Raw genomic sequence first — 19,337 nt, forward strand, 5'->3', positions numbered from 1 at the left:
ACCACGAAAAGCAGGCTCAACGCTGATGAATAACTCCGCCCCTGTCGCCGCCCGCACCCGAGGCCGCCCCCGCGGCAACCCGCCGACCCGCGAGTCGATCGTCTCGGCGGCCCGCGCGCTCTTCCTGGAGCGCGGCTACCGGGGCACCACTCTGCGCGCGGTGGCCGGGGCTGCCGGCGTCGACCCGGCGCTGATCGCGTACCACTTCGGCTCGAAGAAAAGCCTGTTCGCGGACGTGATGCAGTTCCAGTGCGCCAATGCGCTGGCGGTGGACGATGTCCTCGGCGGAGACCCGGCCACTCTCCCCGACCGTCTGATCGACGCGGTGACGAACCTGTGGGAGGACGCTGACTTCGTACAGCTCACCACCCAGGGCGAGGAGGCCGCCGAGGTGATTCGTGAATACCTGGAACGCGAGCTGCTGGCCAGGCTTGTTGAATTTCTCGGCGGCCGGGACGCGACCGCCCGCGCCACGGCCGTGGTGACGATCCTCGGCGGCCTCATCTACACCCGCTACCTCAACCCCCTCCCGACCCCCGCCGCCCTCACCCCCTCCGAGACCCGCCGCATCCTCACCCCGGCGCTGCGCGCGGCACTGACCCCGAGGCCGCGCACTGGGGCAACCACCGGAGCGGGCCGTCGGGGCTCGCCGACCTCCGGTTGAGGGCGGCTGGTCGCAGTGTGGCTGCGGCAGGTGCCGTCGGCCGGGGCAGGTTGCCGCCCCGGCCGACAGCCCTTCGGGTCAGTCCCGGATCTGCGGCAGAAGCGAGACGATCCTGCTGTTGTTCCGGGCGACCAGGACGTCCTCGTAGAGCAGGAGTTGGGGCGGATTTCCGAAGTAGGGCCCCGGCTTCTGGTTGCCGGGGTCGGCGTGGCCGCGCCAGACCTGCTCACCCGTGCGCACGTCGAGGCCGGACATTGCTCCGGTCGGGCCTGCGAAGTACAGGACCCCCTGGCTCGCCGACAGGACGGGAGCCACGAGGCCCGTCATCGTGTCCTTGTCGGGCATCTTGACGCCCACCGGGACGGTCCACAGGGTCTTTCCCGTGGTCAGGGAGTAGGCCGAGGCCTTGCCCTGCCAGGACACGGAGATCAGAAGATCACCGACGATGTCCGAGTTGGCCGGCTCTCCCTGGATCCGATAGGAGTGCGAGGCCTGCTCCCCGGAACCGCTGAGGGTGGTCAGCCGCAGGTCCTTGCCGCCCACGCTCTTCGCCGCGACCAGGACCATCCGGTCGCCCGAGGTCCCGACGAGCTGCTGCCTGCCGGGCATGGTCACGACCTTCTCGGCACTTCCGGTGGCGGGATCGAGACGGAAGATGTCGGTGTCGTGCGGCTCCTTGGTGTCCTGGTTGCACAGCAGATAGGGCACCCCGCTCAGCACCGCCCGCTCGCAGACGATTCCCTTGTCCCAGGTGTGGCGCCACTTCTCCTCTCCCGTCAGCGGGTCGAGGGCAGACATCGTGCGGAGTGTCGGGGTGTTGGCCAGTACCGCCCCGTCGATGAGCATGGCGGCCTGGTCGGTGCGGTCGTCCTGCGGCATCTCGGCCGTCCACACCACCTTGCCGGTGTCGGCGTGCACCGCCATCAGATCCGTACCGCCCATGTAGTCGCCGTTCGGCTCCTTGTCCGCGGTGTGATTGCGGTAGGCGTAGACAATGCCGTCCCGCACGGCGAACGCGTGGTCGGGCCCGTCGCCCTCGCGATTGACCTTGACGGTCCACAGCCGCTTGCCGGTGTTGGCGTCGAACTTCGCGACGTCGTACTTGAACCCGCTGCAGTACAGCGCGGAACCCTCCACCAGGCAGCCCCGCTCGGCGGCGCCCGTGGCGCTGCTCTGCCACGGCTTCCAGCCCTCAGGAGACACCGCCGGCCGTACGGGCCGGTCCTGGTCTGCCGTACCGCCGCCGCCGAAGCCGAACACCGCCCCGACGGTGATCGCGGCAACGGCCACCGCCGTCCCCGCGGCCTGCGAGTAACGGCGCCGACTGCGCCGCCGTACCACCGTTTCGGCCAGGTCCCCGGGCGCCCGCACCCGGTCCAGGGCGACCGCGCGCAGTGTCTCCCGGACCTTCTCCTCCACCTGCTCCGTCGTCATCCCTGGACCTCCTTCGGCGTGTAACTGAGCGACTGCACCTGTTCCGCGGGACTTTCGGGCCCGAGCTCCGGTACGAGCAGCCGGAGCTTGGCGAGCGACCGGTACGCCGTACTGCGCACCGTGCCGACCGGGCATCTCAGCAGCGCCGCGACCTCGGCCTCCGGCAGGTCCTCGAAGTAGCGCAGTACGACCACGGCCCGCTGCCGTTTCGTCAGTTTTCCGAGCGCCGCCCACAGAGCGATCCGCAGCTCGGAGTCCGACGCGGTGCCGGGCTCGCCGCCGGACTCGGGCAGCACCGGCACCGTCGTCTCGGCGCGGTGCCTGCGCAGCCGCCAGCGGTTGACCTGCTGGCGGTACATGATCTGGCGGACGTACGCCTCGGGCTGCTCGATTTGAGCCCAGCGCCCGTAGGCCTTCATCAGCGCGATCTGCAGCAGATCCTCCGCCGCGTGCCGGTCCCCGCCGGTGAGCAGCACCGCGAGCTGCAGCAGCGCGGTGGAGCGCATCGCTACGAACTCCCGGAACTCGTCGTGACTTGTGGCCTCCATCGACCCTCCCCTTCTCGCAACCACCACGACGTGATGAGCCGCCCGCGGCTATCCCTCAGCCGATGAAATTGTGTATTCACACCAAGTCGGTGAGGGCAAGATCGCACATACCGTCACTGACGAACCGAAGCCCCCTCCGGGAATGGAGCCGCAGGCGTGACCGACCCGTTGCAGGACCCGCGGTTCTTCGCCGATCCCTATCCGACCTACGCCCGGCTGCGGGACATGGCGCCGGTGCGGAAGGTGCCCACCGGTTCGGGAGGGCGCCACAGCTACCTGGTCACGGGCTATGCGGAGGCCCGGGAGGCGTTCGCCGATCCTCGGCTTTCGAAGGACACCGTACGGTTCTTCGCCGGTCGGACCTCGGAGCGCGACCTCCATCCGGCCGTCTCCCGGAACATGCTCGCCACCGACCCTCCGCAGCACGCACGGTTGCGGGCGCTGGTGACGAAGGCGTTCACCACCGGGGCCGTCGCACGGTTGCGTCCCTATATCGCCGGCCTGGTCGACGAGTTGCTCGATGCCTGGCCGGAGCGCGGACCGGTGGACCTCGTCGCGAGCCTCGCCGTCCCGCTGCCGGTCACCGTCATCTGCGAGATGCTGGGGGTGCCCGAGTCCGACCGTCCGCTCGTGCGCACCTGGTCGAGCGAGCTGTTCGCCGCAGGAGATCCCCGACGGATCGACGCCGCCTCACATGCCATCGGCGGCTACATGACCGACCTCGTCGCCGCCAGACGCAGTTCGCCCGGCGAGAGCCTGCTCGACGACCTCATCGCCGTACGCGACGGCCAGGACCGGTTGACCGAGGACGAACTCGTGTCGCTCGCCGTGCTCCTGCTCGTCGCCGGCCACGAAACCACCACCAACTTCATCGGCAACGCGGCCCTGGCGCTTCTCCAACACCCGGAGTCCCTCGCGCGGTTGAGGGCGGAGCCGCAGTTGCTCGGGAGTGCGCTGGACGAGTTGCTGCGCTTCGACTCGCCTGTCGGGATCGCCACGTTCCGCTACAGCACCGAGGAGTTCACGCTCGGCGGGACCGTGATCCCCGAAGGCGTTCCGGTACTCATCGCTCCCGGCGCCGCCAACCGCGACCCGAACCGATTCCCCGGTCCGGACCGACTCGATCTCGACCGCGGTGCCACCGGACACCTCGCCTTTGGCCACGGAATCCACAGATGCCTGGGAGCACCCCTCGCGCGGGCCGAGGCCGAACTCGCGCTTCGGGCGGTGATTTCCCGCTTCGCCGACATTCGACTGGCCGTTCCCGCAGAGGAACTGGAGTGGCGGCACACGCGGTTGATGCGCGGCCTCGCGTCCCTGCCTCTCATCCTGTGAGGACCATCCTGTGACGGTCATCCGGTGACGACGAGGGGCGCGGGTTCACGTCCTGTCGAGCGAGCGATAGAAGTCGAGGTGGCTGTGGGCCGCGGAGGCCCAGGTGTGGCGGGCGGCCAGGGCGCGGCCGGCGGTACGTCGCACGGGGGCGTCCGTCGTGAGGGCGTGGCCGAGTTCGGTGGCCAGGTCGTGGGGCGTGGCCGCGAAGCGGGCGGTGAGGCCGAAGACCTCGCGCAGGACCGGCAGGTCGCGTACGACGAGCGGGACGCCCGCGGCCAGTGCCTCCATCGCCGCCAGGCCGAAGCCCTCCTTGACCGAGGGGAAGGCGAAGGCATCCGCGGCGGCCACCAGCGACGGCAGTTCGTCCTCGGCGACCTGGCCCAGCACGAGCGGTTCGACGCCGAGTTCGGCCGCCCGGTTCTCCCAGCGGGTCCGGTAGTCGCGGTAGTCGAAGAGGGTCTCGCCGCCCGCGATCACGAGCCGTACGTTCGGGTGCTCGGCGCGCAGGAGAGCGTACGCCTCCAGCAGGTCCAGGGAGCCCTTGCGGGGCTCGATGCCGCCGACGGTGAGTACGTAACTGCCCAGGCGGGAGCGCCAGTTCGCGCGGGCGGCCGGATCTGTCGTGGCGAAACGCTCGTACGCCACTCCGTTGGGGACGACCTCCGCCTTGATGCCCCAGTCGTCGGCGAGTTCGGTGGCGACGGACGCCGACACGCAGATGTGCGCGTACGGCTCGACGATGGCGCGCTCGTGGCAGGCGGCCAGTTCGGGCGTGGTGAAGTGGTCGATGTGATGGACCGTGCGGATGCAGCGCCCGTCCACCGCGTTGGCGCTGATGCAGTCCTGGGCATGGACGATGTCGTACGTGGCCGCGAAGGGCTCGAAGGCCTCGCCGAGCACGGAGATGGAGCGCAGGATCCGTTCGCCGACGGACTCCTGCGGTGGGCCGTCCGGGAAGGGGACGATCCGCAGCCGTACGGCAGGATCCACGGGCCGGAAGAAGCCGGAGTCGCCGCCGCGGCCCAGCGTCCACACCGTGACGTCCTGCCCGGTCGCGGCGAGCGCCTCGGCGAGGGCGAGGGTGTGGACGACACCCCCGCGAGGCCTGGTGGAGTAGCTGAGCAGGGCGATCCCGAGGCGCGTCACGAGGAGGTCTCCCGGTAGGCGTCAGGTCGCCGTTCGTCGAGGTGGCGCAGGATGCGGCGGGCGCGGTCGATCTCCTCCGCGACGTCGACCTCGGCGACGGCGAGACCGGCCTTGGCCCAGGTGCGGGCGAGGATGTCGCCGCCGGGGCCGACCACCTTGGACTGGCCGAGGAAGCGCATGCCGCCCATCGCGCCGGTCTGGTTGGAGGAGGCCAGGACGACCTGGTTCTCGGCGGCGCGGGCCTGGTCGTACAGGTCGAAGAGCTTGGCCTGGCGGTCCTGCGCCATGCGTGGGGCGCGGTTGGTGATGCTGGTGGGCCAGGCGGACAGACAGGCGAGGATCTCGGCGCCGTCCAGGGCGAGGGAGCGGGCGGACTCGGGGAACGTCTTGTCGTAGTCGATGAGCATGCCGATCCGGCCGACCGGGGTGTCGAAGGCGTCGAAGCGGTCGCCGGGGGAGTAGGCCGCGACCTCTCCGGCGGGCAGGTGGACCTTGCGGTGGCGGCCGAGGATCCCGTCGCCGCTGACACAGACGGCGGCGTTGTAGCGCTCGGTGCCGCCGTCCTCGCAGTAGCCGACGCAGACCACCATCTCGGCCGCCAGGCGCGCGACTTGGAGGATCAGCGGGTCGTCGGGCTTCAGGGCCGGGGGCAGGGCCTCCGGGTCGGGATGACGCAGATCGGCGAGGTAACCGCCGAGGGCGGCGTCGGGCAGGACCAGCAGACCGGCGCCGGACGCCCGGGCGTCGTCGACGAGTTTCGCGATACGGGCCAGGTCGAACTCCAGGTCGCGGCCGAAGTGGGCGGCCGCGGCCGCGATCCGGATGGTGCTCATGCGCTGACTGCTCCAGGGGAAAGGTCGTAGGTCTCGGGCCGCCGGTCGCGCAGATGCCCCATCGACCGGCGTGCGGTGTCCAGGGCCTGTACGACGTCGAGTTCGGCGACGGCGATGCCGGCCGTGACGCCGGTGTCGGCGAGGATCTCGCCGCCGGGGTCGACGACCTTGGCGCTGCCGACGAAGCGTAGCGACCCGAAGGTTCCCGACTGGTTGGCGGAGAGCCACACGATCTGGTTCTCCAGGGCGCGGGCCCGGTCGAACAGGTCGAAGCGACGCTTCCACCGGTCCTCTTCGAGGCTGGCGGCCACGTTCGTACGGGATCCGGGCCACGCGGAGACACAGACCCCGATCTGCGCCCCGTCCAGGGCCAGTGCGCGGGCGGACTCCGGGAACGCCTTGTCGTAGCAGATCATCATGCCGATCCGGCCGGCCGGTGTGTCGAAGGCGTGGAAGCGGTCGCCGGAGGCGTAGCTGGCGTCCTCGCTCAAAGGCTGGTGCACCTTGCGGTGGTTGCCGAGGACGCCGTCGCCGGTGACGCAGACGACGCTGTTGTAGCGCCGCCCGTCCGCCCCCGCCTCGCAGTAGCCCGCGACGACCGTCATCTCCCCGGCGAGGGCGGCCAGTCGGCGGATCTCGGGGCCGTCGAGGGCGAGAGCCGGCGGGCCCCCGTCCAGTTCCGTGTCGTCGTCGAGGCTCAGCAGATACCCGCCCAGGCACGCCTCCGGGAGCGCGAGCAGCCGTACGCCCTCCTCCCGGGCCTCCTTGACCAGCCGTTCGGCGATCTGGAAGTCCTCCTCCAGGTCGCGGCCGAACTCGGCGGCGACGGCCGCCATGCGCAGGGCGGTCATGCGGTCCCCATCCCGGTCACGCTGGACGCGACCACTTCGGTGATCTCTCCGTCGGGCCAGCGCAGCCCGACCCCTTGTCCTTCGGTGAGTTCCCCGCAGACACCGCCCGTGGCAGGTCCGGCGGGCAGCGGCGGTGCGCCCGGCTCGTCGGCCGTGAGCATCGCGAAGCCCGGGAAACAGGTGAACCAGTCGCCCACGGTCGCGGTCCGCGGTCGCGGTACGGCCGCCACGTCGAGCACCGCGCGACAGCCGCTCGCCTCCGCGAGCATGCCGAGCGTGCCGGCGATCCCGGCCATCGACACGTCCTTGGCCGCGGCGGGCCGGGCGGCGGCCACCGAACCGGTCATCGCTCGCAGTTCGTCCGTACGGCGGTGGGTGGACGAGTCCCACTGGCGGCCCCGGTATCCGGGACGCCAGCCGCCACCGAGATCGACGGTGAGCCGTACGGAGTGTCCCGGGCGTCCGCCGCCACCCGGAACCGGCCGGTCGGTGCGACCGAGAGCGGTCACCGACAGGGCGGCCGGGACACCGAGTTGGGTGTGTCCGCCGAGCACCGGCACGTCGTACGACCGTGCCGCCCCGGCCAGTCCGGTGAGGACCCGAGAGGCGTGCGCCGCGTCGCGAGCGCCCACCGCGTCCAGCAGCCCAAGTGGTGAAGCACCCATCGCCGCGAGGTCGTTGACGTTGACGAGGACCGCGCACCAGCCCGCCCACTCGGGGTCCCGCTCGACCATCGACGGCACGATCGCGTCGCACGCGGCGATCATGTCGGTGCCGGGGACGGGGGCACCGTCGTCACCGACGAAGCCGGTACCTCCGAGGACGGCTCGCGCCGCGGTGCGCGGGGCCCCGCCGACAGGGTCCCGGGCGGCGGCGCGAACCGCCGGTTCACGGAGGACCGTCAGGAGCGGCCCCAGGGCGGACTTGGTGGCTGCCGCGAGGGCGGCGATGCGGCCGATCGGCCAACGCATCAGTACATGCGGGGTGTTCGCGACCTCGACGTCCCGGACCCGCTGCCAGCCGAGGCGCCTGAACAGCACCTCGCTCGGGGCCTGGACGGTCGCGTCGAACCGCAGCACGCCCTCCGCCTCCGCCCGGGCGCAGGCGGCCCGGACGAGCGCCGCGCCGATGCCGTGCGGGCCGCGCGCCCGGCGGGCGACGACCAGGCGGCCACCCTGCCACCAGCCGATGTCGGGGCCGTCGTCGACCGGGCCGAGGCGCACCCCGCCGACCACGACTCCCTCCGGATCCTTCGCGACCAGGACGACGGTCCGGGGGTCACTGTCGCGGTCGTCCAGGTCATGGCGGGCGAAGAGCCCCTGCTCGTGGACGAAGGCGTCACGGCGCAGCTGCCGGTAGGCGGCCAGGTCCGTCGTGCCGTCCGCCTCCTCGATGCGGAAGGCGGGCAGCCGGGCGAGCGTGCTGCGGTCGCCCAGCAGGGCCAGGATGTCCTGCGGCCCGTCCATGGCAGGCCCGACGACGGAACCGTCGAGGTACACGCCGCTCACCCGCCCGCGGCCCGGAGCACACTGCACGCCCCGCAGGCCGCGCAGCCGGCCTGCTGGTCGGCGCCGCTCATTCCGGCGGCGCGCAGCTTCGCGGCGACGCCCTCGGTGACGTACTTCAGGAGTTCCGCGCCGGGCGCCGTGACGCCGTCGCGGGCGGCGAGCGTGCCGCTCATCGGGCGGAAGGGGACGACGAACGGGTACACCCCTCGGTCGATCAACCTGCCTGCTCCCGCGACGAGTTCGCCGGGATCCTCGCCGAGACCGACGAGCAGGTACGTGGAGACGCGGTTCGGTCCGAAGACCCGCACCGCCTCGTCCCACGCCGCCTCGTACTCGGCCATCGGAACCGTGGACTTGCCGGGCATCCAGCGCCGGCGCACCTCGTCGTCGAGGGACTCGACGTGGATGCCGACGGCGGTGGCCCCGGCGTCGTGCAGTGCGCGGATCCAGGCCAGGTCGCCGGGTGGTTCGCACTGCACCTGGATCGGCAGACCGGGTACGGCCTTCAGGACCGCGCGGACCGACCGTACGAGGTTGCGGGCGCCGCGGTCGGGTCCCGTGGTGGTGCCGGTGGTCATGACCATCTGCCTGACGCCGTCCAGCCGTACGGCGGCCTCGGCGACCTCGGCGAGCTGTGCCGGGGTCTTCGCGGCCACGGTGGCGTCGGAGCGCAGGGACTCCTCGATGGTGCAGAAGCGACAGCGGTCGGACTCGGCGTAACGGATACAGGTCTGGACGACGGTGGTGGCGAGGACGTCCGCCCCGTGCAGGCGGGCGATCTGTTCGTAGCGGATGCCGTCGGAAGTGGTCAGGTCGTAGAACTTCGGTCGCTGGACGGGGGTGAGGGAGATGCCGGTGTCCTGGAGACGGCCGTCCTCGTCCCCCAGCCACACCTTGCCGTCGCGTACGGAGAAGGGGCTGTCGGGGTTGCGGGGGAGTGCGGCGTTGACACCGTCGGCGTGACCGTGCCCGATCAGGAAGTGTCCGTCGTCGCTGGGCCCCGCGCCGTCCGGCCGCCGCACGGGCGCGTCCGACGCGACGCCGTGCAGGGCGAGTTCGGCGCGGGTCATGATCCGCACATCCACCGCCGTACTGCTGGTACCGGTGCCAACGCTCACGGCGTGCTCCCTACAGCTGGTAGGTGGAGTTGATGATGGCGCCCTTGCGCGCGTAGTGGATCAGCGCGTCCTGGACGTCGAGCGGATGGGTGGGGATGACGCCCTCGATGAGGTCCTCTTCGCGGGCGCCGTGCAGGGACAGACCGAAGCGGCAGCAGAAGACCTTGCCGCCCTCCGCGATGAACGTCTTGAGCTGGTTGTTGATGTTGTGCTCGCCGGGGAACGCGGAGTTGCCGACGGTCGGAAAGCCGCGGGTGGCAAGGCAGTTGAGCGAGCCCGGGCCGTAGAAGTAGATGGCGGTCTCGAAGCCCTTGCGCAGGGCGCGGGTGGCCTGGAGGACGGCGACGAAGGACACCGACGACTCGTGGGCTATGCCGTGCACGAGGGTGAAGTAGGTCTCCCCGTCCTCGGCCCGGTAGTCGGGGAAGACCTTGGTGGAGCCGTAGATGCTGGTGCCCTCGGGAAGCGAGGGGTGCGGGATCTCGTCGAGGGACTTCTGCTCGACGTCGGAGAGTTCGGCGGCGACGACGGATTCGGACATGGCTGTCTCCCTGTACGTGGTGTGGTCGTACGTGGTGTGGCGGTATGCGGTGTGGTCGTACGTGGCGTGGTCGGGATCGGTGGTCAGTCGTAGAGCGCGGCGAAGGTGTCCCGGAAGGCCAGGTCGCCGAGTTCGCCGTCGCCGGTGGCTTCGGCGAGGCGGGCGTACTCGCCGGTGAAGTCGCCCCACGGCTGGTCGCTGGCGAAGAGCACCCGGTCATGGCCGATGCCGCGGCGCTCGATCTCCTGGGCCAGCCAGCGGGGAGTGAAGCCGATGGCCCAGGAGAGGTCGGTGTAGACGCGCTTGCCGGCGTCGATCCAGTCGAAGAACCGGGAGCCGGCGAGCTTGATGTGGCCGCTCATCCCGCCGCCGAAGTGCACGAGATGGACGGGGACCCGGTCGGCGTACCGGTCGACGAGGTGGCCGACCTCGTCGATGTCGGACGCGGCACCGGGGGAGGTGTGGACATGGACGACGAGGCCGTGCCGGGCGGCCTCGGCGAAGACACGGTCGAGCATCGGGCGGCAGGCGGCGTCCGTGGGGGCGCCGCCCAGCAGGAAGCTGAGCTTGAGCGCCTTCACACCCGCTTCCCCGGCCAACTCCAGGGCCTGTGCGGTGCGTTGTTCGTCCTCGGGGCGCGGTGAGACCCACAGCCCGGCGCGGATCCGGTCGTCGGTCTGCGCGGCCTCGATCGCCAACTCGTTGAAGGAGAACGCGATGGCGGGGTCGGGTACGCCGTAGTTGGGGATGACCAGGGCGCGTTCGGTGCCCTCCGCGTCGAGGTCGGCGATGAGCTGCTTGACGGTGGCGCGGGCGGTGGTGTCGGGGTTGACGGGCGGGCCGCCGTAGAAGGGGTACGCGGGCAGGACGCCGATGTGGCGGTGTGCGTCGTGGACCATGTCTTCTCTTCCTCCTCCTCAGCCGATCGGGAGGGCGGAGGCGAGTTCGCTGGGTGCGCCGGTGAGCGTGCCGCACACGTCGGCCAGGCGGCGCGAGGCGTCGATGTGGTCGGCGAGGAACTCGGCGTCGCGGCCCACCGCCTCGAAGCGGCCCGAACCCCACGAGTGCTGCCAGGGCAGGCCGAGGAAGTGCAGACCGGGCGTGCTCGTCGCACCGCGCCAGTGCATCGGGTAGCCGCGGCCGTCGAAGACGGGTGCCTCGATCCACCGGTGGTCGCGACGGAAACCGGTCGACCAGACGACGGAGGTGATCCCGGCGGACGCCAGGTCGAGCGAGCCGGGCTGCTCGGCGGGCTCCCACACGGGTACGTACCGGGGCTCGTCGGGGGCGGTGATGTCGTGTGCGCCGATGTACGCGTCGATGGCGTCCTTGATGCCCTCGGCGACCGCGTCAGCGTGGTCCAGGTTCACCTTCAGGTCGTCAGCGAACTCCAGTCCCGTACCGCTGACACCGGTCAGCCGCCCGTACAGTCGCATGCCGTCGCGAGCGAAGGCGCGCAGGTCGATGTCGCGGCCACCGTCCCGTCCGGTCACGTAGTGGTTGACCCGCATCCGTACGGCACCGGCGTCGTCGAACTCGTCGATGCTCCGGTCGTAGTGGCCCATCTCGTCGAGCCAGGCCACGCAGTCGCGGCCGCGGTAGCAGCGGGCCACGCGCGGGGCGCTCCCCACGGCCAGGTGCACGGGCCGCCCCGCCAGATGCAGGTCCTCGGCTATCTGGCACCCGGACTGGCCGGTGCCGACCACCAGGACCGCCCCGCCGGGGAGTTGGGACGGGCCGCGGTAGCGGGAGGAGTGGACCTGGACGACGTCGTCGGGCAGGCGCTGGGCCATCGGCGGGACGGACGGCGTGTGGTACGGGCCGGTGGCGACCACCACCTGATCGGCGGTGAAGTCCCCTGCGGTGGTGGAGAGTTCGAAGACGCCGGCCGGTGTGCGCCGCAGTCGGGTGACCGACACCCCCTCGACCAGCGGCGGCCGGAAGAAGGCCACGTAGTCCTCCAGGTACCGGACGATCTCGTCGCGGACCATGAAGCCGTCCGGATCGTCGCCCCGGTACGGGTAACCGGGCAGCCTGCACTGCCAGTTGGGGGTCACCAGACAGAAGGAGTCCCAGCGGCGCTCCCGCCACTCGTGCCCGACCCGGTTCGCCTCGACGACGACGTGCTCGACACCGCGCTGCCGCAGGCAGTAGCTGATCGAGAGGCCCGCCTGCCCGCCGCCGACCACGGCCACCGGAAAGTGGGCGCCGGCCGGCCGTATCGCCGGGCTCACCGGGCCCTCCCGTCGGCGCCGGTCAGGGACTCGACCGCGACCTTGGCCCCGCCGACGGCGCTGTAGGAGGCGGCGGTCCGCTCGATCTGCGCGAGCTGGTCGGAAGCGCCGGTGCAGAAGAAGCCGAACTTCTCCTTCACGCGCTCCCCGGCGATACCGAGCGCCGTGCGGCTGCGCTCGACGAATTCCGCGAGATCGTATTCATCGCCAGGGGTGAAATAGTCTTCGACTACCGTGGAGGGGGAATAACAGCGCTGCGTCACGCCGTCGGGCCAGCGCACATGGAAATACATCTCGGGCATGACATCCTCCATGCCGGGCGCCGAGGTCTTGACACCTCGCCGCTGTCCGTGGAGAACAACTCCAGCCCTCGGAGATTTCCGAACGAAGTCATCCGGAATAAAGGGGAGTTGCCAGAACCTCACGCGCCGTCATGCGGATTACGAATCCGTTCTGTCGCGCTTCCTGATGGGAGCAGCGCTGTCCGGGTTTCCCGTACCGGGCGGCGGCTCACACGGTCGCGAGGGAGACCTCGGTCGACTTGATCAGGGCGATGACGGCGGTACCGGTCCTCAGGTCGAGGTCGGTGACTGCGTCCTTGGTGATCGCCGAGGTCAGGTGGCCGCCGTCGACGCTCACCTTCACGGAGGCCATGGCGCCGCCCGTGGCGATGTCGGTGACCGTGCCCGGGATTCGGTTTCGGATGGACAGGCCGTCCACCGAGCCTGTGGCCAGCGAGATCTCGGTGGACTTCACCAGCGCGCGGACGGTGGAACCCTCGGCGAGACCGAGTTCCTTCACGGCCTCCAAGGTGATCGCCGTGGTGAGCTCCTGCCCGCCGTCGAGACGTACTTTGACGGTCGCCATGGCCTCGCCCGGGGTGACGGCGGTGACGGTGCCGGGGAGCTGGTTGCGGATGCTCAGACTCATGACGGGATGCCTCACAGACTGCGTGATTGATATGTCCCACTTTGGGGTGGCTGTGGTTTCACCGTAGCCGGGTGGGGCGTGAGCCGGGGTGAGGCTGGTCGCATCCGCCAGGCGAATGACGTCCAAGACCTCGCAGGTCGCACGACGAGCTGTAGACCTCGCAGGCCGTGGTGAGCGGGGAGCGTCAGACCGGGTGGGCGGGGGAGCGTCAGGCCGGGTAGGCGTGGGTCTGGGTCGCCTTGACCGTGGCCCAGACGGTGGCCCCGGGGTGGAGGTCGAGTTCGGCGGCGGCGACGGTGGTGAGGTCGGCGGCGAGGGGGAGTTCGCCGGTGAGGTCGGCCCGGATCTGGTCGCCGTGGGTCTCCAGACCGGCGACCTCGCACTGCCAGAGATTGCGGGCGCTGGAACCGGTGGGGCGGTCGCGGTAGAGGGTGACCGCGCTCGGCGGGAAGGCCACGAAGACCGGGCCGGTCAGGTCCTCCGTGGTGGTGATCGCCGGGCCGTCGTCCACACGGACCGTGTGGCCCTCGGCCCGTCCCTTGTAGAGGTTCAGGCCGACCAGGTGTGCGATGTAATCCGTGCGCGGGTGGCGTGCGATGTCCGCGGGAGTGCCCTCCTGGACGATGCGGCCGTCCTCGATGACGACGAGACGGTCGGCCAGGACCATGGCGTCGAGCGGATCGTGGGTGACGAGCACGGCGACGGCCTCGAACTCGGCCAGGTGGCGGCGGAGTTGGGTCCGTACCTCCAGGCGGGTGCGGGCGTCGAGTGCGGCGAGGGGTTCGTCGAGGAGGAGCAGGCGGGGGTTGGTGGCGAGGGCGCGGGCGAGCGCGATGCGCTGGGCCTGACCGCCGGAGAGGCGGCGGGGCTTGGCACCGGCATGCTCGGCGAGGCCCATCCGCTCCAGCCACTCGGCGGCCTGGGCGCGGGCCTCCGCCTTGGTCGCGCCGTGGCAGCGCGGGCCGAACGCCACGTTGTCCAGGGCCGTGAGGTGCGGGAAGAGCAGGTAGTCCTGGAAGACGACACCGACCGGGCGTGACTCGGGCGCCGTACGGTCCAACACCGCGCCGTCCAGGCGCAGTCGGCCGCCGGTGAGCGGCGTCAGGCCGGCCAGGGCGCGCAGCGCGGTGGTCTTTCCGGCGCCGTTGGGGCCCAGCAGCGCGACGACGTCGCCGGGTGCGGCGGTCAGCGCCACGTCGAGCCGGAACGACCCGCGGTCGACGACGAGATGGGCGTCCAGCCCCGCGGGAGCCGGGCCGGGGACGCCCGTGGCCTCGTACACGGCCTTCTCGGCCCCTTCGCTCTTCCGGGTCTTCTCGGTGTGGGTCATGAGGCGGTCATCCAGCGGTCGCGCAGCCCGGCCAGGACCGCGACGGACACGGCCAGCAGCACCAGGCTCAGGGCGATGGCCGCCTCGGGGTCGCTCTGCAGGGCCAGGTAGACGGCCAGCGGCATGGTCTGCGTACGGCCGGGGAAGTTGCCGGCGAAGGTGATCGTCGCGCCGAACTCGCCGAGCGCCCGTGCCCAGGCCAGGACCGCGCCCGCCGCGATGCCGGGCGCGATCAGCGGGAGCGTGACGCGGCGGAAGGCGGTGAAGCGGGAGGCGCCGAGCGTGGCGGCGGCCTCCTCGTAGCGGGGGTCGGCGGCGCGCAGGGTGCCCTCGACGCTGATGACGAGGAACGGCATCGCCACGAACGCCTCGGCGATGACGACACCGGTGGTGGTGAACGGCAGCGTGATCCCGAACCACGCGTCCAGCCACTGCCCGACGATGCCGTTGCGGCCGAGTGCCATCAGCAGTGCCACGCCGCCCACCACCGGGGGCAGCACGAGCGGCAGCGTGACCAGGGCCCGTACGAGCCCGCGTCCGGGGAACTCGACCCGGGCCAGCAGCCAGGCCAACGGCACCCCGATCACCAGACTCACCGCGGTCGCCGCCGTGGCGCACAGCAGGGACAGCTTCAGCGCCTGCCAGACCTCGGGACTGGTCAGCTGGTCCGGCAGGCTGTGCCAGGGGGTGCGGACCAGCAGGGCGATCAGCGGCAGCACCAGGAACGCCAGGCCCAGCAGCGCGGGCACCAGCAGCGGCAGCGGTACGCCCCGGCCGAAGCCCTTCCGGACGCGCCCGCGCCCGCGCCGCGGCCCACCCCGGAGGGTGTCGGCCGCGGCGGCGGACCTGTCGGGCGCGTCGGTCGGGGAGGTCACGGCTTGAGGAACCCGGCCTCGGTCAGGACCTTCTGGCCGTCGGCGGACTGCACGAGCGCGATGAACGCCTTGGCCGCCTCGGCGTTGGGGGCGTCCTTGAGCTGGACGATCGGGTAGTCGTTGATGGCGTCGGCCGATTCGGGGAAGTCCACGCCCTCCACCTTGTCACCGGCGGCGTTCACATCGGTCTTGTAGACGACGGCCGCGTCGGCCTCCTTGAGCTCGACCTTGGTCAGGGCGGCCTTGACGTCCTGCTCGTACGAGACCGGTGTGAGCTTGAGCTTGCTGGCGTCGAGCGCCTTCTGGGCGGCGGCGCCGCACGGCACGGTCTTGTCGCAGAGGACGACCTTCAGGCCCGACTTGGTGAGGTCCTTGAGGGAGGCGATCTTGTCCGGGTTGCCGGGCAGGGTGGCGATCTCCAGCTGGTTGCGGACGAAGGTGGCGGGCGTGCCCGACGCGTCGCCCTTGTCCGTGACGATGGCCATCGTCTTGGGGCTGGCGGAGGCGAACACGTCGGCCGGGGCGCCGCCGGTGATGCTCGCGGCGAGAGAGTCGCTGCCGCCGAAGCTGAAGGTGACCTTCGTGCCGGGGTGCTCCTGCTCGAACTCCTTGCCCAGCGCGGTGAAGCTCTCCTTCAGGGAGGCCGCGGCGAACACGGTGACCGTGCCGGACAGCTTGTCCGAGGAGGTCGAGGACTCCGACGCGGAGGAGCCGGACCCCGTCGACGAGTCGTCGGAGGAGGAGCAGGCGCTCAGAGCCAGCAACGCGGCGGCTCCCGCACCGGCCACCTTCAGGGTCCGGCGGGTCCGGCGCGCGGAACGAGTCATCACGGATCTACTCCCTCTATTACTGGCATGGGCGGCCTATTACTGGCATGGGCGGCGAGGACCGGCCCGGGGATGATCCGGCGGCCCGTCCCGTCGCGCTCGGCGGCGAGCTTCCCACCGTCGACCAGGCGCCTCACGGTGTCGGCGCTGATACCGAGCAGGGCGGCGGCGTCCCCGATCCGGTAGACGTGCAGTGCAGATGATACTGCCGCAAATGCAAGGTGAAAGCCTACTGTCTCATTGCATGAGCCGGATCATTGATTCACAGGGCTGGAATGTGCGTTTCTACGAGGCGGCGGCCCGGTGCGGTCGTCCGGGAGGCGGTGGGCGTGAAGAATTTGGTTGCCGGACGAAGATTCACCCGCCTACGGTCGATCGCATGGCGGACGACGAACCCACGCGCGCGGCGCGCCTGCTGGGCGCCCAGGCGAAGGCCGAGCGGCTCTTCGCGGAGATCGAGGAGCGCGGGCTCATCGCGCCGGGGCAGGGGGAGCGGGCGGTCAGCGACCGGGTCCGGGACCTGGCGAACGAGCTGTTCGGCACGACCCGCCACTGGCACAAGCGGATCGTGCGCTCCGGCCCGAACACGCTGAAGCCCTACCGGGAGAATCCGCCGGACCGTCAAATCGGCGCGGACGACATCGTGTTCGCCGACTTCGGACCGATCTTCGAGGAGTACGAGGCCGACTTCGGGCGCACCTTCGTACTGGGCGACGATCCGGTCAAGCGGCGGCTGAGGGACGATCTGCCGAAGCTCTTCGCGGCCGGGCGGCGGTTCTTCGGGAGCGAGCCCGACATCACCGGCAAGGGGCTGTACGCCGAGGTCGAGCGGCTCGCCACCGACGCCGGGTGGGAGCTGGGCGGCTGGCACGCCGGACACCTGGTCGGCGAGTTCCCGCACGAGTGGATCGACGGCGCGGACGTGGAGTCGTACATCGCGCCGGGCAACGACACCCCGATGCGGCGCACCGACAAGGCCGGGCGCCGCTGCCACTGGATCCTGGAGATCCATCTCGTCGACCAGGAGCGCGAGTTCGGCGGTTTCTACGAGGAACTGCTGGACCTGGGCTGATCCGTCACACCACCCACGCCGCGGGGTCCCTGTGCCTCGGCCCGCCAAATCCTGTCGCGGAGCGGTGTCAGCCGCCGCCGTCGAGGTCCGCGCGTCGGCGGAGCACTCGTAGCTCGTGGCCGCCGAGTTCCATCTCGTACAGCTTGCCCCGTGCGTTCTCGAAGGGGCGGTGGAGGACCATCATCAGGCGGCCGTCGAAGGTGTGGAAGAGCATGCCGTGACCGCTGTCGTCGCGGACCAGCGGCCGGTGCTGCTGCCACGGCCCTGTGATGCCGCCGGACCTGGAGGTGGCGTAGGTCTGCACATAGCCGCCGCTGACGGACCCGTCCTGGCCGACCACGTTCTTCTCGTATGTCGACCACAGCATGAGCAGGGAACCGTCGGGGGTGCGGTGGAGCTGGGGGCCGTCGGTGATGTAGGGCGGGAGCTGGTTCGGCAGGCCGGCGGGGATCTGCTCGGTGATCCAGGACGCGTCCGAGGCCTTGAACAGGAGGACCGGGTCCCCGATCGTCCGGGTCAGGTCCTCCGGGGCCAGCCGGATCGCCTCCATGGTTCCGTCGATGGTCTGCAGCCACTCGTGCGCGTACACCATCCACGGCTGTCCGGACGGGTCCACGTGGAGCGTGCCGTCGAGGGTCATGAGGTTCTCTGGCGGGGTGGGGCGTGCGGGGTCGACGACGGTGAAGGGGCCCAGCAGCGAGTCGGAGACGGCCGTGATCGTGCCGCGCATGTAGGCCGGGATCTGGAACGGCACACCCCACTGGTTGGGCGGGGGCACCGGGATCGGTCTGTCCTGGTTGTGGAGTGTGGTGAACAGGTAGTACCTGCCGCCCCATTCGTGGACCTCCGGCGCCCATCCGCCGTCGGTCGCCCAGAGTTCCTGCTGCTCGGCGGCGAGGAAGACCACGACGGGACGCGTCCAGTCACGCAGGTCCTCGCTGCGGTAGACCATCGTGCCGGTGCCGTCCACGCCCGATACGGAAGGGTCGTTGGACGTGTAGAGGTGGTAGGCGCGCGTCCTCGGGTCGGCGACGACGAACGGATCGTGCAGCGGCATGTCGGGAAGACGCATCAGTTCGCTCTCGGCCACGGCCGAAGACTACGTCGACGGGAGCCGGGAGCGGTCGGGCCGCCGGACGAACCCGACGCCGACGAACGCGACGCCGTCAGCCGAGACACACCACCAACAGGCATATCTGCGACGGCGAGGTCGCGGTCGGCGCGGGGCTCGTCTGCGGCGGCTGCGAACTCGGCTCGGTGGCAGAGGGTGTGGGCATCTGACTCGGCTGCGCCTCGTTGCGGTCGGAGACCGTGTCCTCGGGGGCGGGCGAGGTCGGGGACGTCGTCTGCGGCTGAGGGGTCGACTCCGTCGTCGTACGCGGCGGCGCGGCCGAGTCGGTTCGCAGGTTCGAGGGCGTGCTCCGGGGCGGGGCGGCGGTGCGCTGCCGACTGGGGCGCTCGGGCGCGGCCGATGTGGGGGAGGAGGCGCCGGTGTCGGGCCGTGTCCCGGTCGACGGTGTGTAGGGCGTCGACGGTTCGTCCGCGATGTCCGTGTCCGTGCCGGTGGACTCCGGTGCCGTGGCCGCCTGCGCCCGATCGCCGGACCGCTGGTCCATCGCGGACACCGTCAGGCCGCCTCCGACGAGTGCGACCGCGGTCGCCACGACGGCCCGGCGCTGGTTCTTCTTCCAGCGGGCCCGCTGGCGACGCCGTGCCGCCCGTCCCTGCGGGGCGGACGGCACGGGTACGAGGTCGTCGTCGCCCGGGTCGGTCAGCGGGGGCTCCCAGGCGGGCGGCATGCCCGTCGTCGCCGAGACGGCCGGGGCCGGGACGGTGTGACCGGCGGTGCTGATCGGGGCGATGTCCGGGGCGTAGGCACCGCACCCGGGACACACCAGGGCGCCGTTGAGATGCCGGCGGCAGGAGGTGCAGTAGTCCATCTGGGGTCTTCCTGGGTTGACGCACCGTCGACCCTCCGGGCCGCGGCCCGGGCACGTTCGTACGTGGGATCGAGCGGCCTGCAACGCTAACGAGGCTTTCGAGGGACTGTGTGCAGTCTGTGTGAGGCTCCTGCACGGGTTCTCCGGGGGC

21 protein-coding genes are annotated in these 19,337 nt (G+C 71.1%); 3 read left to right on the forward strand and 18 right to left on the reverse strand.

Annotated features, from left to right (window positions below):
* Nucleotides 1-25 precede the first annotated feature (25 nt).
* Nucleotides 26-664 carry a TetR/AcrR family transcriptional regulator gene (locus tag ACN20J_RS41970; protein WP_362296109.1) on the forward strand — a complete coding sequence of 213 codons (639 nt, stop codon included), beginning with the start codon at nt 26-28 and terminating at the stop codon, nt 662-664.
* A 78-nt stretch (nt 665-742) separates the two neighbouring features.
* Here ACN20J_RS41970 and ACN20J_RS41975 read toward each other — a convergent pair whose 3' ends face one another.
* Both ACN20J_RS41975 and ACN20J_RS41980 read right to left on the reverse strand, forming a co-directional pair.
* Nucleotides 743-2,098 carry a PQQ-binding-like beta-propeller repeat protein gene (locus ACN20J_RS41975; RefSeq protein WP_419668005.1) on the reverse strand — a complete coding sequence of 452 codons (1,356 nt, stop codon included), beginning with the start codon at nt 2,096-2,098 and terminating at the stop codon, nt 743-745.
* Nucleotides 2,095-2,646 carry a SigE family RNA polymerase sigma factor gene (locus ACN20J_RS41980; protein ID WP_419668006.1) on the reverse strand — a complete coding sequence of 184 codons (552 nt, stop codon included), beginning with the start codon at nt 2,644-2,646 and terminating at the stop codon, nt 2,095-2,097. The genes ACN20J_RS41975 and ACN20J_RS41980 overlap by 4 nt, the downstream gene beginning before the upstream one ends.
* A 156-nt stretch (nt 2,647-2,802) precedes the next feature.
* On the opposite strand from ACN20J_RS41980, the gene ACN20J_RS41985 reads away from it, so the two are divergent.
* Complete coding sequence (locus ACN20J_RS41985) at nt 2,803-3,981, forward strand: cytochrome P450 family protein (RefSeq protein WP_190227469.1); 1,179 nt, start codon at nt 2,803-2,805, stop codon at nt 3,979-3,981.
* Between the two features lie 45 nt (nt 3,982-4,026).
* Here ACN20J_RS41985 and ACN20J_RS41990 read toward each other — a convergent pair whose 3' ends face one another.
* The 14 genes from ACN20J_RS41990 to ACN20J_RS42055 all read right to left on the reverse strand — a co-directional run bounded on the left by ACN20J_RS41990 (nt 4,027) and on the right by ACN20J_RS42055 (nt 16,311).
* A complete protein-coding gene (locus ACN20J_RS41990) occupies nt 4,027-5,127 on the reverse strand; it encodes an MSMEG_0565 family glycosyltransferase (protein ID WP_419668007.1) in 1,101 nt (366 codons plus the stop codon).
* Nucleotides 5,124-5,960: a carbon-nitrogen hydrolase family protein gene (locus tag ACN20J_RS41995; protein ID WP_189839486.1), complete on the reverse strand. Its 837-nt coding sequence runs from the start codon at nt 5,958-5,960 to the stop codon at nt 5,124-5,126. The genes ACN20J_RS41990 and ACN20J_RS41995 overlap by 4 nt, the downstream gene beginning before the upstream one ends.
* Entirely contained in the window at nt 5,957-6,811 is an 855-nt protein-coding gene (locus ACN20J_RS42000) for a carbon-nitrogen hydrolase family protein (protein ID WP_419668008.1), read from the reverse strand. Before ACN20J_RS42000 ends, ACN20J_RS41995 begins: the two co-directional genes overlap by 4 nt.
* On the reverse strand, nt 6,808-8,310 hold the full coding sequence (locus tag ACN20J_RS42005; RefSeq protein WP_419668009.1) for an MSMEG_0567/sll0787 family protein: 1,503 nt from the start codon (nt 8,308-8,310) through the stop codon (nt 6,808-6,810). The genes ACN20J_RS42000 and ACN20J_RS42005 overlap by 4 nt, the downstream gene beginning before the upstream one ends.
* 5 nt (nt 8,311-8,315) lie before the next feature.
* Entirely contained in the window at nt 8,316-9,437 is a 1,122-nt protein-coding gene (locus tag ACN20J_RS42010) for an MSMEG_0568 family radical SAM protein (protein WP_419668010.1), read from the reverse strand.
* A 10-nt stretch (nt 9,438-9,447) separates the two neighbouring features.
* Nucleotides 9,448-9,978, reverse strand: a complete 531-nt coding sequence (locus tag ACN20J_RS42015; RefSeq protein ID WP_189839483.1) for an MSMEG_0572/Sll0783 family nitrogen starvation response protein — start codon at nt 9,976-9,978, stop codon at nt 9,448-9,450.
* An 83-nt stretch (nt 9,979-10,061) separates the two neighbouring features.
* Nucleotides 10,062-10,877: an amidohydrolase family protein gene (locus ACN20J_RS42020; protein WP_419668011.1), complete on the reverse strand. Its 816-nt coding sequence runs from the start codon at nt 10,875-10,877 to the stop codon at nt 10,062-10,064.
* An 18-nt stretch (nt 10,878-10,895) separates the two neighbouring features.
* A complete protein-coding gene (locus tag ACN20J_RS42025) occupies nt 10,896-12,212 on the reverse strand; it encodes an MSMEG_0569 family flavin-dependent oxidoreductase (protein WP_419668012.1) in 1,317 nt (438 codons plus the stop codon).
* Nucleotides 12,209-12,514 (reverse strand): MSMEG_0570 family nitrogen starvation response protein, encoded by a 306-nt coding sequence (locus ACN20J_RS42030; RefSeq protein ID WP_190227475.1) that lies wholly within the window; start codon nt 12,512-12,514, stop codon nt 12,209-12,211. The genes ACN20J_RS42025 and ACN20J_RS42030 overlap by 4 nt, the downstream gene beginning before the upstream one ends.
* A gap of 208 nt (nt 12,515-12,722) precedes the next feature.
* Nucleotides 12,723-13,142, reverse strand: coding sequence for a TOBE domain-containing protein (locus ACN20J_RS42035; RefSeq protein ID WP_419668013.1), 420 nt, complete (start codon nt 13,140-13,142; stop codon nt 12,723-12,725).
* A 208-nt stretch (nt 13,143-13,350) separates the two neighbouring features.
* Complete coding sequence (locus ACN20J_RS42040) at nt 13,351-14,472, reverse strand: ABC transporter ATP-binding protein (protein ID WP_361917176.1); 1,122 nt, start codon at nt 14,470-14,472, stop codon at nt 13,351-13,353.
* On the reverse strand, nt 14,469-15,347 hold the full coding sequence (locus tag ACN20J_RS42045; RefSeq protein WP_361917174.1) for an ABC transporter permease: 879 nt from the start codon (nt 15,345-15,347) through the stop codon (nt 14,469-14,471). The genes ACN20J_RS42040 and ACN20J_RS42045 overlap by 4 nt, the downstream gene beginning before the upstream one ends.
* The gene (gene modA, locus ACN20J_RS42050; RefSeq protein ID WP_361917281.1) at nt 15,344-16,174 is read right to left on the reverse strand and encodes a molybdate ABC transporter substrate-binding protein; all 831 of its coding nucleotides are present in this window, start codon (nt 16,172-16,174) and stop codon (nt 15,344-15,346) included. Before modA ends, ACN20J_RS42045 begins: the two co-directional genes overlap by 4 nt.
* A complete protein-coding gene (locus tag ACN20J_RS42055; RefSeq protein WP_419668014.1) occupies nt 16,174-16,311 on the reverse strand; it encodes a hypothetical protein in 138 nt (45 codons plus the stop codon). The genes modA and ACN20J_RS42055 overlap by 1 nt, the downstream gene beginning before the upstream one ends.
* A gap of 242 nt (nt 16,312-16,553) precedes the next feature.
* Here ACN20J_RS42055 and ACN20J_RS42060 point away from each other — a divergent pair, with 242 nt between their 5' ends.
* Nucleotides 16,554-17,246 carry a M24 family metallopeptidase gene (locus ACN20J_RS42060; RefSeq protein WP_419668015.1) on the forward strand — a complete coding sequence of 231 codons (693 nt, stop codon included), beginning with the start codon at nt 16,554-16,556 and terminating at the stop codon, nt 17,244-17,246.
* Between the two features lie 67 nt (nt 17,247-17,313).
* Here ACN20J_RS42060 and ACN20J_RS42065 read toward each other — a convergent pair whose 3' ends face one another.
* Nucleotides 17,314-18,318: a glycoside hydrolase family 43 protein gene (locus ACN20J_RS42065; protein ID WP_419669050.1), complete on the reverse strand. Its 1,005-nt coding sequence runs from the start codon at nt 18,316-18,318 to the stop codon at nt 17,314-17,316.
* Between the two features lie 94 nt (nt 18,319-18,412).
* A complete protein-coding gene (locus ACN20J_RS42070; RefSeq protein ID WP_419668016.1) occupies nt 18,413-19,186 on the reverse strand; it encodes an SCO2400 family protein in 774 nt (257 codons plus the stop codon).
* Nucleotides 19,187-19,337 lie beyond the last annotated feature (151 nt).

Source organism: Streptomyces sp. 2-1 (assembly GCF_048564895.1).
Lineage (GTDB): Bacteria > Actinomycetota > Actinomycetes > Streptomycetales > Streptomycetaceae > Streptomyces > Streptomyces phaeochromogenes.